We start from the raw sequence: 12,226 nt of genomic DNA, 5'->3' as shown, positions 1-12,226 counted from the left end.
AATGATACTTTATATAATAGCAATAGTATTGACGATACTATCACTAATAAGTGGAATGTGTATGTATGCGCGTCGAGCGATTATAAATAACTCCGGAAAAGGAAGAGGTCAGACAGCCGTCAGTATTATTGTACCTGCTAGAAATGAAGCGGAGAACTTACCTAAATTACTTAACAGTATAAGTAAAGAGCAAGAAATAGAAGTAATTGTTATGGATGATGGTTCAACTGATGAGACACAAGTTGTCGCTAGATATTATGGTGCGAGCGTATATACTGTTGAAAATGATACTACATGGCAAGGTAAGTCACATGCTTGTTGGCAAGGTAACAAATATGCAACGCATGATTTATTAATGTTTGTTGATGCTGATGTTCAGTTTGCTTGTGATGATAGTATTCAAAATATAGCCAATCAATATGATTTACAAGGTGGTAAAGGTTTGTTGTCAATACAACCTTATCACAAGATAAAAAAGCTCTATGAAAATATATCGGCGATTTTTAATTTAATGACAATCGTAGGTATGAATCAATTTTCAATCACGAAATCAGCAAATAATGAGCAAGGCGCGTTTGGACCAGTCCTTGTGACAAATAAGCAAGATTATAAATTGACACAAGGACATTTGAAAGCTAAAAATCAAATCATTGAAGGCTTTGCAATAAATAAAGCATATAATCAGCAAGGTTTGCCAGTTAGTTTGCATGAAGGCCAAGGCGTAGTGAATTTTAGAATGTATTCTCAAGGATATAAAGCGCTACTAGAGGGTTGGAGTAAACACTTTGCACTTGGCTCTCAAGTAACTAAAAAGTCTACGCTTACGTTTGTATTTTTATGGCTATTTGGTTCACTTACAACAGTTTTAGCGATAATTTTTTCAATTAATTTAGGCTCGTTATATATATTATTAGCTATTACTCTATATTTTATATATGCGATACAATTTCATATATTTATTCGAAGAACAGGAAATTTTAATATCGTTGCGAGTTTGTGTCATCCACTGCTCTTCATATGCTTTGTCGTGATATTTTTTAAATCATGGTTAGATATCAATGTATTCAAACGTATATATTGGAAAGGCCGTAGAATAGATTTATAGCTTAGTTTTTTATACAAATGTCAAGAAGTTCTAGGCTTACTGAGGAGGCCAATAAATGAATCAATTAGAGAGAGATTATAACCATTGTCACAATATAATGAAAGAACATTCAAAAACGTTCTCATATGCCTTTGATTTTTTGGATTTAAAAAGGAAAAAAGCAATTTGGGCTATTTATGCAGTTTGCAGAATTATAGATGACAGTATTGATAAATACAAAGACCTTGAGCAATTAAACGGCATAGCTAGAGATTTAGATGTGATTTATAGCGATTGTGATTATATTCAAGCGTATCAAAGTGATGCAGCTATTATGAATGCTTTAAGTAATACATTGAATACATATTCAATACCTAAAAAACCTTTTGAATCTTTAATTCAATATGTGAAGGAAGATTTAGTTTTAAAAGAAATGAAAACTGATTCAGATTTATATGAGTATTGCTATGGTGTGGCAGGTACTGTCGGTGAATTGTTAACTCCTATATTAACTTCATCAAATGAAAATAATTTCGAGCAAGCTGAAGAAGCTGCGATTGCTTTAGGCAAGGCAATGCAAATAACTAATATTTTAAGAGATGTCGGCGAAGATTTTCAAAATGGAAGAATTTATCTAAGTGTAGAAAAATTAGCTCAATATCGAGTTAATCTACATTCTATATATTATGAAGGAGTTACGCCAAATTATATAGAACTGTGGGAAAGTTACGCTACAGAGGCAGTTAGGTTATATGATATTGCATTAAACGGTATTAATTATTTTGACGAAGAGGTACGTTACATTATCGAATTAGCTGCGATAGCTTATCATGAAATACTTGTGGAAGTAAGGAAGGCAAACTATACGTTGCATAAGAAAGTATATGTAAGCAAATTGAAAAAAATGAAAATTTATCGTGAACTTAGTGCGAAATATAATAGGAGTGAAACATTATGAAGATTGCAGTTATAGGCGGCGGTGTTTCAGGTTTAGCTGCAGCTTCAAGATTAGCAGCAAACGGTCACCAAGTAGATTTATATGAAAAGAACCAACAAATAGGTGGCAGAATGAATCAGATCAAGCAAGATGGATTTACATTTGATATGGGACCAAGCATCGTAATGATGCCTGAGATTTATCGAGACGTTTTTAATTACGCTCAAAAAAATATGAATGATTACTTGGAAATTAAACAATTATCACATATATATGATGTTTATTTTAGTGAAACAGATCAAATTCGCGTTCCTACAGATCTTGCTCAATTAAGAAATATGCTTGAAGGTATTGAACCTAACTCTACATATGGTTTTATGTCCTTTTTAACAGATATATACGAAAGATACGAAATAGCACGAAAATATTTTCTAGAACGTACGTTTAGAAAACCTACGGATTTTTATAATCCTTTTACTATATATCAGGGTATGAAACTCAAAACATTTGATAAAGCAGATAATTTAATTGAAAAATATGTTGATAATGAAAAAATCCAAAAGATTTTAGCGTTTCAAACATTATATATAGGTATCGACCCTAAACGAAGCCCGTCATTGTATTCAATTATACCCATGATAGAGTTAATGTTTGGTGTTCACTTTATAAAAGGTGGTATGTATAGCTTTGTCAGAGCGCTTCAAACGCTAAATGAAGAATTAGGTACTCAAATTTATACCAACGCAAACGTTGAAGAAATTATCATTGATAGTAGGTATAAGCGTGCGGAGGGACTAAAAGTAAACGGACATATAGAAAAGTATGACAAAATAATTTGTACTGCTGATTTTCCATATGCTACTTCATCTTTAATTAAAAATGAACATCATCCTAAGAAGTATACGACACAGAAAATTGATAACATGGACTATTCTTGCTCAGCCTTTTTAATGTACATAGGGGTTGATAAAGATTTATCTGAAGATATCTTGTTACATAATGTTATATTTTCAAAGGATTTTGATAATAATATCAATGAAATATTTTCCGGGGAAATATCCCAAGATCCATCAATATATGTATACGCTCCTAGTGTGGAAGATCAGTCGTTAGCGCCAGAAGGTCAAACAGGTATTTATGTGCTGATGCCCGTTTCAGAATTGAAAACAGGTGATACGGATTGGTCTGATGAGTCAACAATCATACAAGTGAAAGATATTATTTACAATAAGCTTTCTACGATTAAAGCGTTAAAAGATTTGAAAAAGCAAGTTGTGACAGAAATTATTTATACGCCTAAGGATTTTGAAGGAGATTATAATGCTAAATTTGGAGCAGCCTTTGGTTTAATGCCTACTTTAGCGCAAAGTAACTATTACAGACCGCCGAATGTGAGCAGAGATTACAAAAATTTGTATTTTGCTGGAGCTAGTGTTCATCCAGGGGCAGGAGTGCCAATTGTACTGACGAGTGCTAAAATTACAGTTGATGCTATGTTAGAAGATATTAATAATGGTATATAAAAACGGGAGTGGGACAGAAATCAAATTTTCTAATATAGATTTCGTAGTCCCACCCCGGCAAGGGTGACTAGGATTGAAAAAAGCTTGATATAATCGCATTTTCAATTCAGTCACCTACTGCCAAATTGAAAACGAGCCTGAGACATCTATTTATGTCCTAGGCTCGCCTTTTTAACTAATCGAACGTAATGGTTTGTGGTGCGTCTAATTTTTTATCGTTCATAATTTTTATGGATTTTGGTATTACTTTAATTACACACAAGTTTGGATCATCCTTAGAGTCAAAAAAGGACTTATCTTGTTTGTTCCAAATCCAATCAATAGTCTCTTGATCTTTCAGTATTTCAACATTAGCATCAATTTCTAGAAAACTACGATTATTCGTTTCATCGTAACCTATAAGTACGTGAGCTTTGGGATTATCTTTAAATTCAGCAATTTTTTTAGACTCAATGCTTGTCTTAGTATAAAGTGTGTGTCCATCATTATAAAATACCATGTATCTACTATTAGGTGTATTGTTATGTGCAGTAGATAGGACACCTATTTTTGATGTATTTAATATATTTTCAATTTCATTTTGTAATTGTTTGTTATTCATAATTTAATCACCTCTGATAATAATATACCCTGAAGTTGCCTATAATATGTAAGGTATTAAAATTTATTTTATTTTTTAGTGAATTATACAAAAGTTAAAACGGGTATATGATTGAAAACACAATCTTAAGTTAAAGGACAATTATAAAGTGAATTTGTATGAAACAAGCTGGGAGGCAATAAAATGCATTTAGGAGTCATACTTAACAGAGTTTTTAGAACGAAAGATAATCCACTTTTTCAATATATAGTGAAGTATCAAAATGAGATAAATAAATTGTATTTTATCTTACCTTTAGAAGATTTAACTGACGCATCAGAAGTAAAACGTAACTATTACTATAAAGTTGTAAAAGGATTTGTAAATGCTTTAGATAAGCATGATATACAACCTTATATTGTCACATACGAAAAGCTAGGTGAATTAGCAGAAACATTGGCGTTATCTCACGTATTAGTAGCAAAAGATATTATGAGTTATCACAAAGAAATATATGACTATCCTCATGTAAAAAAGGCTTTTGAAAATCACCAAGTTACAGTAATTGGACAGCGCGTGAATCATTATTTTGTGCCAACAAAGACTTTTAATAAACAGCAACAGCCTTATAAAGTATTTACTAGTTTTTATAAAGCAAATCGTCAGGACTTAGTACACACCCCTAAAAAAAGTTATCAATTTAAGCAGTTGTCTCAAATTGCGGAAAAGGGTTCAAATCAAAGTGACTTAAAATTTGAAAATAATAAAGATATAGAAAAGTTAGTTCGTAAAGCTTGGGATGATTTTTTAAATGGTGACATAGCTCATTATGATAAATTGACTGACGATGTGTCGCAGGATTTTGTTAGTGGATTAGGTAAATATTTAGCATATGGACTACTCGATATTCGTGAAATTATAAATGATTTACTTGAAGATTATGAGAGCGATGAAAAAAATTTTGAAGCTTTTATAAGAGAGGTTCTATTCCGTGAATTTTATTATGTGTTAATGACACAGTATTCAGAAACGGCAACTAAATCCTTTTCTGAAAAATATCGAAACATGCAATGGTCGTATAATAAAACACATTTTGAAGTATGGAAAAAAGGTCAAACTGGTTACCCAATCGTTGATGCTGCAATGAAGAAGCTGAATCGTACAGGATATATGCATAATCGCTTACGAATGGTCGTATCACAATTTTTAACGAAAAATTTATTTATTGATTGGACTTGGGGGGAGGAGTACTTTAGACAGTATTTGATAGATTATGATAATGCATCTAATGTACATGGATGGCAGTGGTCAGCATCAACTGGAACAGATGCAGTGCCTTATTTCAGAATGTTTAATCCTATACGTCAAAGTGAGCGTTTTGATGCGCAAGGGTATTTTATTAAAACACAGCTAGAAATATTTAATGATGTGAGCAGTAAATACATTCATGATCCAACTAAATATAAAGACAAGTTACAAGAAATTTATCATATTGAAATTGGAAAAGATTATCCACAGACTATCGTGAATCATAAAAATAGTAGAGATTATGTTATGGATAAATTTAAGCAATTTTGACATATCATCCAATAAAAAGGAGTGATTCATTTGTTGAAAAATGAAATACATCGTATTTATTTAGACAAAAATAATAATGAGGTAACTATTAATAGATTTAATGTGACATATCACTATACTATATTAGAACAAATTAATGATTTGCCACAATATGGTTATGCAGTTTTAAACCATTTATATGCTAATCCTGGTTTAGAGGCAGACTTCGAGCGTGTGTTCTTAAATAGAGATAAACATCTAGAGAATACTGAAGGGTTTGAAAATCTATTATTTCTAAAGCCACATAGTACACATGAACATCATGTTATCATTACGTTTTGGCAAGACGAAGCAGCTTACAAACATTGGCAAGAGTCTCAGGAATATAAAGCATCCCATAAAAATAGAGGAACCAAGCAAGGTGCTGATAAATCTATTGTAAACAGAAACCTATCATTTAATATTAGTTTAGAATTTAAATAACATAATTTTTGAATTAAATGATATTTCTGCAAACATATAGGCGAGTTATTTAAATACTAACTTGCCTATTTTTTAAGCGATATAAAAATTTTAGCAAAATCACTGATAAGCAGAGACATATCACAAATAAAACTAAAAAATAGGTTGTATGTAACTCACTTTGAAATTGATTGAATATATAGTATCTTTAATAAAATGCAGCTATTGTGGCGTAGAATTTGAGAATCAAAAAAGGATTAATATAGTTTGAAGAGACTGAGCATAAATACTAGAAAAATGGCCAGTAAATGAGTTTATTATAAATTCATTTACTGGCTTCTTTAAATAATTATCTAGACAATTTGCTTTTCTAGACATACTCTGAAATGCGTTATTTTCTTTAAGAATATTAATATATGACTTGTTTTGGTAATGATAACCTTGGTCAGAGTGTATTGTCATGCGATAGTTAAGATTAGATCTTTTAATTAAAACATTGTTTTAAATATCGATGACAAGGTCTAATGTAGGACGTGTAGACATAAGTTTCGGAATTATATAAATCCATAAAAGTAGATAAATCGAAAACATTTATACCCCTAAGGGGTATGTGTTATAGTATAAGTATAGCTAATATAATATTTTCATAAATAGGAGGAGTTAATTTGAAGAATAATGGTGAAGAGCTTAAGCATCAAAATCACATGAATCATTCCAATCAAATGCATCATGATAACCATGAATCACATAATCAACATAGTGGCCATGCACATCATCATGGGAATTTTAAAGCTAAGTTTTTTGTTTCATTAATTTTTGCAATACCTATCATTTTTTTATCGCCAATGATGGGCGTTAAATTACCTTTTCAATTCACATTTCCAGGTTCTGAATGGGTAGTGTTAATATTAGGTACAATTTTATTCTTTTATGGTGGTAAACCGTTCTTGTCTGGTGGTAAAGATGAAATTGCTGCAAAAAAACCAGGCATGATGACCTTAGTTGCCCTAGGCATTTCGGTAGCTTATATTTATAGCTTGTATGCTTTTTATATGAATAACTTTAGTAGTGCAACTGGTCATACAATGGACTTTTTTTGGGAATTAGCTACCTTAATTTTAATTATGTTATTAGGACATTGGATAGAAATGAATGCTGTCGGAAATGCTGGAGATGCCTTAAAGAAAATGGCAGAACTTTTACCTAATAGTGCTATTAAAGTTATGGACAATGGTCAACGCGAAGAAGTTAAAATATCAGAGATCATGACTGATGATGTCGTCGAAGTAAAAGCCGGAGAAAGCATTCCAACAGATGGTATTATTGTTCAAGGACAAACATCCATAGATGAATCCCTAGTCACTGGAGAATCAAAAAAAGTACAAAAAAATCAAAATGACAACGTTATTGGGGGTTCTATTAATGGATCTGGAACAATACAAGTCAAGGTTACAGCTGTTGGAGAAGATGGATATCTTTCTCAAGTTATGAGACTTGTTAATCAAGCACAAAATGATAAATCTAGTGCTGAATTGTTATCTGATAAAGTGGCGGGTTATTTATTCTACTTTGCTGTAAGTGTCGGCGTGATTTCGTTTATCGTCTGGATGCTCATTCAAAAAGATGTTGATTTTGCACTCGAACGTCTCGTAACTGTATTAGTCATTGCTTGTCCACATGCTTTAGGCCTGGCAATACCTTTAGTTACTGCACGTTCTACTTCTATAGCTGCCCACAATGGTTTAATTATTAAAAATAGAGAGTCTGTAGAAATGGCTCAACATATCGATTATGTAATGATGGACAAAACCGGTACTTTAACTGAGGGTAACTTTTCTGTGAATCATTATGAAAGTTTTAAAGAAGGATTAAGCAACGATACTATAATAAGCCTTTTCGCCTCATTAGAAAGTCAGTCTAACCATCCATTAGCTATAAGTATTGTTGATTTTGCAAAAAGTAAAAATGTTTCATCTGCTAATCCACAAAATGTCAATAACATTCCAGGTGTCGGATTAGAAGGTATAATTGATAATAAAACATATAAAATAACAAATGTTTCTTATCTTGATAAACATGAGCTTAATTATGACAATGACTTATTTATAAAATTAGCACAACAAGGCAATTCAATCAGCTATTTAATTGATGAACAACAAGTCATTGGCATGATTGCTCAAGGAGATCAAATTAAAGAAAGCTCAAAACAAATGGTAGCTGATTTACTATCAAGAAATATTACACCAGTCATGCTTACAGGTGATAATAAAGAAGTAGCAAAAGCTGTCGCAAAAGAATTAGGTATTAGTGGTGTGCATGCACAACTCAAGCCAGAAGATAAAGAAAGTATCATAAAAGATTATCAACGTAGTGGTAAAAAAGTAATGATGGTCGGAGACGGTATCAATGACGCACCAAGTCTTATAAGAGCAGATATTGGTATTGCAATTGGTACCGGAACGGATGTAGCAGTTGAGTCAGCTGATATTATACTCGTTAAAAGTAATCCATCAGATATTATCCATTTCTTGACCCTCTCAAATAATACTATGAGAAAAATGGTGCAAAACTTATGGTGGGGTGCAGGTTATAATATTGTTGCTGTACCTTTAGCAGCCGGTGTTTTAGCATTTATTGGTTTGATTTTATCACCTGCAATAGGTGCTATTTTAATGTCATTAAGTACGATTATCGTTGCAATTAATGCTTTTACATTAAAATTAAAATAAAAGGTAGGCGTTTTATTATGATTAAAAAATTATTTTTTATGATATTAGGGTCATTACTAATATTATCAGCTTGCTCCAATAATGATGAAAAAGATAAAAATACTAAAGATCAAAAAAGTGAGACCCATATGAAGCATAATGATGAAATTAAAGTTCCTGAAGATATGAAATCGACTAATGAAGGTGAATTTAAAGCGGGAGATAAAGTAACGATTACAGCAGGGCATATGCCAGGTATGAAAGGTGCAGAAGCTACTGTAAAAGGTGCGTATAAAACATATGCCTATGTTGTAAGTTATAAACCCACAAATGGAAATAAAAAAGTAAACAATCATAAATGGGTTGTAAACGAAGAGATCAAAGATGCACCTAAAGATGGATTTAGTAAGGGCGATACTGTTAAATTAGAAGCAAGTCATATGTCTGGTATGAAAGGTGCTACAGCCAATATAGATAACGTGAAAAAGACTACTGTTTACGTGGTTGATTACAAATCCAAAGATAATGGTAAAATCATTAAAAATCATAAATGGATGACAGGAAATGAATTGGAAGCACGCTAAAAATCTAATTCTAAATTGAGAAATAAATAGATATAAAAAATATTCTCCTTAATCAATAATTTAAAAAACTTATTATTGTTAAGGAGAATATTTTTAGTGTGTAAATTAAAAAGAATTTTAGAAGAATAACATTTATCAAAAAATTGTTCATTGCCTTATTAATTGAAATTATATAATTAAAAACCGCATCATTAGCCAATACGCAGAGCCATATAATAAATAATCCTGAAAATCCACCCAATTTAAAGATTAATTGGGTGGATTTTCAGTTTAGGTTAAATAATATAAAGATAATAAACATGACACTTGTAAAGCGATTTAATTCTTGTACTTTATCACTAAGATTTAAATAGATAATGATAGGCTTTTTGTTTTTTTGATACAATGTCACAAAGGTCTTTTGAATAATCGAATTCTTTATTATTGATTTTATGTTTCTCTTTTCTAATCCCTTTACGATATCCATAGTTATTGAATGCTATTTTTTGATACTAATACTTAATTTTTGGTGTGTATAATTATAAATATCAGGAGTTGCCTGACAAATTTCATTGATTAAAAGATAAGTTGAATAATTGCAACAATGATTAAAATACTTATAATCCATTTTTGTATGAAGTTAGGGATCTTTTTACTTAATTTTAAACCTAAGGGAGCAAAGATAATACTTCCTATTATTAAAAATAACGCGTCTTCTAAAGGAATGTAACCTTGTATAAGTTTAATGATAAAGGCGCCAATTGAAGATATAAAAGCAATTACTATACTATTAGCAACTACCATATTCATTGGTAATTTGAATAAAACTAGCAATATAGGAATAATAATAAAAGCGCCGCCTGCTCCAACTATACCCGAAATAATACCAACGAAAAGACCTATAATAACTAGTAAAGGTTTATTAAAAGCAGGTTCGCCTGAACGAGATTCGACTTTAATAAACATTAAAATTAATGCGAGTAAAACAATGATAATATATATCGTATTTACAAATGCAGCATTAAATAAATTTGCTAGGAATGCGCCTAACATGCTCCCTGTAATCATACCTCCACTCATATAAATAACTAATGGCGGGGAGAATTCTGTTTTTTTTCGCGCTTTTAATGACCCACTTAAAGTACTGAAAAAGACTTGACTGGAAGTAAGTCCTGAAGCGATGTATGCACTGTATGGAGGAACACCAAATAGTGGCGGTAATAATAAAATAGCTGGATAAATAATGATAGCACCACCGATACCTACTATACCCGAAATAAAGCCTCCGAACACTCCAATAAGTAACATCATAATAACAGTTGAAATATCCATTATTTACTTTTTACCAATAAGTTAACGGCTTCATTAATCAATTCTTCTGAATTTTCACCATTATCCTCTGCTGCTTTTACACATTCTATTAAATTTTCACTAACGATAATTCCCATCAAACGTTGGATTGAACTTTTTGATGCACTGATTTGAGTAATGACATCTTTACAATCTTTTTCTTCTTCCATCATTTTAATAACGCCATTGAGTTGCCCTTGTATTCTATTAATACGATTAATCATTTTTTTATCATAATGCATAGTTATTTCCTCCACTTTTAATTGATTAAAATCATAATAATAGATAGAATCGAAAATGTCAAATACCCCATACGGTATTTGAAACGGCGTAAACAAACTGTTAATATACCCCTACAGGTATTTATTAGGAGGATATTATGAAACAATATAACGAAAACCATATCAACAATTTCAGTAAACAAGAATTAGAAAAATTGGGTGCACAAGGTCAACTGATTGACGTTAGAACACAAGAAGAATATGAGCTTGCACACATAAATGGTGCGACATTACATCCTGTAGATAAGATTGAATCGTTCAATAAAGATAAAAACACAACCTATTTTGTACACTGTAAAAGTGGTACCAGAAGTGCTAAAGCGAGCGAATATTTAGCTGAACAAGGCTACGACATTGTTAATTTAGACGGTGGCTATAAAGCGTATGAAGCAAAAAACGACGATGATAATACATTTGAAGAAAATACTAATGTAGCAATTAAAGCAGAGCGTAAACAATTTAACTATAGTGGTCTTCAATGTCCAGGTCCAATTGTAAACATCAGTAAAGAAGTGAAAAATATCGAAGTAGGCGAGCAAATCGAGGTTACAGTTACAGATCCTGGGTTCTTTAGTGACATTAAAAGCTGGGTCAAACAAACAGGACATACGTTAGTTAAACTGGATGAAAGTAATAATGGAATTAATGCCATTATTCAAAAAGAAAAACCAAAAGACTTGGAAGTGAACCATACTGCCAAAGGTACGACAATTGTACTATTTAGTGGTGAGTTAGATAAAGCAGTGGCAGCAATGATTATTGCGAATGGCGCTAAGGCTGCAGGCAGAGACGTAACTATTTTCTTTACTTTTTGGGGACTCAACGCGTTGAAAAAGAACCAATCCGTTCATGTTAAAAAGCAAGGTATCGCAAAAATGTTTGACTTGATGTTGCCAAAAACACCTGTACGCATGCCGCTATCTAAAATGAATATGTTTGGTTTAGGTAATATCATGATGCGCTACGTAATGAAAAAGAAAAATGTTGATTCCTTACCGTCACTCATTGACCAAGCAATCGACCAAGATATCAAATTAATCGCTTGCACGATGAGCATGGATGTTATGGGAATTCAGAAAGAAGAGCTCAGAGACGAAGTTGAGTACGGTGGAGTAGGTACTTATATTGGTGATACAGAAAATGCGAATCATAATTTATTCATCTAATTAAATCTATTAAAA

11 protein-coding genes are annotated in these 12,226 nt (G+C 31.7%); 8 read left to right on the top strand and 3 right to left on the bottom strand.

Features of this window, described 5'->3' with window-relative positions; translation table 11 throughout:
* The first annotated feature begins 1 nt into the window (after position 1).
* Genes KA883_RS02200 through KA883_RS02190 form a run of 3 tightly spaced genes read left to right on the top strand, consistent with a single transcriptional unit; the run spans position 2 to position 3,544 of the window.
* On the top strand, positions 2-1,105 hold the full coding sequence (locus KA883_RS02200) for a glycosyltransferase family 2 protein (RefSeq protein ID WP_196931179.1): 1,104 nt from the start codon (positions 2-4) through the stop codon (positions 1,103-1,105).
* A 55-nt stretch (positions 1,106-1,160) separates the two neighbouring features.
* Positions 1,161-2,042 carry a phytoene/squalene synthase family protein gene (locus tag KA883_RS02195; protein ID WP_002510647.1) on the top strand — a complete coding sequence of 294 codons (882 nt, stop codon included), beginning with the start codon at positions 1,161-1,163 and terminating at the stop codon, positions 2,040-2,042.
* Entirely contained in the window at positions 2,039-3,544 is a 1,506-nt protein-coding gene (locus tag KA883_RS02190) for a phytoene desaturase family protein (RefSeq protein WP_046207809.1), read from the top strand. Before KA883_RS02195 ends, KA883_RS02190 begins: the two co-directional genes overlap by 4 nt.
* A 175-nt stretch (positions 3,545-3,719) precedes the next feature.
* On the opposite strand, the gene KA883_RS02185 is transcribed toward KA883_RS02190, so the two are convergent.
* The gene (locus tag KA883_RS02185) at positions 3,720-4,145 is read right to left on the bottom strand and encodes a pyridoxamine 5'-phosphate oxidase family protein (RefSeq protein WP_041080228.1); all 426 of its coding nucleotides are present in this window, start codon (positions 4,143-4,145) and stop codon (positions 3,720-3,722) included.
* 183 nt (positions 4,146-4,328) lie between these two features.
* Between KA883_RS02185 and KA883_RS02180 the strand changes: the two genes are divergently transcribed.
* From KA883_RS02180 to KA883_RS02165, 4 genes are all read left to right on the top strand, one after another.
* Positions 4,329-5,702 (top strand): cryptochrome/photolyase family protein, encoded by a 1,374-nt coding sequence (locus tag KA883_RS02180; RefSeq protein WP_046207810.1) that lies wholly within the window; start codon positions 4,329-4,331, stop codon positions 5,700-5,702.
* A gap of 30 nt (positions 5,703-5,732) precedes the next feature.
* Complete coding sequence (locus KA883_RS02175; protein WP_016911012.1) at positions 5,733-6,164, top strand: antibiotic biosynthesis monooxygenase family protein; 432 nt, start codon at positions 5,733-5,735, stop codon at positions 6,162-6,164.
* 644 nt (positions 6,165-6,808) lie between these two features.
* The gene (locus KA883_RS02170) at positions 6,809-8,872 is read left to right on the top strand and encodes a heavy metal translocating P-type ATPase (RefSeq protein WP_046207811.1); all 2,064 of its coding nucleotides are present in this window, start codon (positions 6,809-6,811) and stop codon (positions 8,870-8,872) included.
* A gap of 17 nt (positions 8,873-8,889) precedes the next feature.
* On the top strand, positions 8,890-9,435 hold the full coding sequence (locus KA883_RS02165; RefSeq protein WP_046207812.1) for a YdhK family protein: 546 nt from the start codon (positions 8,890-8,892) through the stop codon (positions 9,433-9,435).
* A 555-nt stretch (positions 9,436-9,990) separates the two neighbouring features.
* Here KA883_RS02165 and KA883_RS02160 read toward each other — a convergent pair.
* Together KA883_RS02160 and cstR are read right to left on the bottom strand one after the other, a co-directional pair.
* Positions 9,991-10,746: a sulfite exporter TauE/SafE family protein gene (locus KA883_RS02160; protein WP_046207813.1), complete on the bottom strand. Its 756-nt coding sequence runs from the start codon at positions 10,744-10,746 to the stop codon at positions 9,991-9,993.
* The gene (gene cstR, locus KA883_RS02155; protein WP_031869238.1) at positions 10,746-11,006 is read right to left on the bottom strand and encodes a persulfide-sensing transcriptional repressor CstR; all 261 of its coding nucleotides are present in this window, start codon (positions 11,004-11,006) and stop codon (positions 10,746-10,748) included. The genes KA883_RS02160 and cstR overlap by 1 nt, the downstream gene beginning before the upstream one ends.
* A gap of 137 nt (positions 11,007-11,143) precedes the next feature.
* Here cstR and cstA point away from each other — a divergent pair, with 137 nt between their 5' ends.
* On the top strand, positions 11,144-12,211 hold the full coding sequence (gene cstA / locus KA883_RS02150) for a persulfide response sulfurtransferase CstA (RefSeq protein WP_046207814.1): 1,068 nt from the start codon (positions 11,144-11,146) through the stop codon (positions 12,209-12,211).
* Positions 12,212-12,226 lie beyond the last annotated feature (15 nt).

This window comes from Staphylococcus sp. GDY8P54P (assembly GCF_017892645.1).
In the GTDB taxonomy this organism is placed as follows: Bacteria; Bacillota; Bacilli; order Staphylococcales; family Staphylococcaceae; genus Staphylococcus; species Staphylococcus ureilyticus.
Note: the sequence above shows the minus strand (reverse complement) of the source record. Positions and strands in the feature narration are given on the sequence as shown.

Excerpts from the sequence above, each read along its gene's own strand:
- KA883_RS02200 (WP_196931179.1), top strand. The coding sequence starts at position 2 with ATGATACTTTATATAATAGCAATAGTATTGACGATACTATCACTAATA.
- KA883_RS02195 (WP_002510647.1), top strand. The coding sequence starts at position 1,161 with ATGAATCAATTAGAGAGAGATTATAACCATTGTCACAATATAATGAAA.
- KA883_RS02190 (WP_046207809.1), top strand. The coding sequence starts at position 2,039 with ATGAAGATTGCAGTTATAGGCGGCGGTGTTTCAGGTTTAGCTGCAGCT.
- KA883_RS02185 (WP_041080228.1), bottom strand. The coding sequence starts at position 4,145 with ATGAATAACAAACAATTACAAAATGAAATTGAAAATATATTAAATACA.
- KA883_RS02180 (WP_046207810.1), top strand. The coding sequence starts at position 4,329 with ATGCATTTAGGAGTCATACTTAACAGAGTTTTTAGAACGAAAGATAAT.
- KA883_RS02165 (WP_046207812.1), top strand. The coding sequence starts at position 8,890 with ATGATTAAAAAATTATTTTTTATGATATTAGGGTCATTACTAATATTA.
- KA883_RS02160 (WP_046207813.1), bottom strand. The coding sequence starts at position 10,746 with ATGGATATTTCAACTGTTATTATGATGTTACTTATTGGAGTGTTCGGA.
- cstR (WP_031869238.1), bottom strand. The coding sequence starts at position 11,006 with ATGCATTATGATAAAAAAATGATTAATCGTATTAATAGAATACAAGGG.
- cstA (WP_046207814.1), top strand. The coding sequence starts at position 11,144 with ATGAAACAATATAACGAAAACCATATCAACAATTTCAGTAAACAAGAA.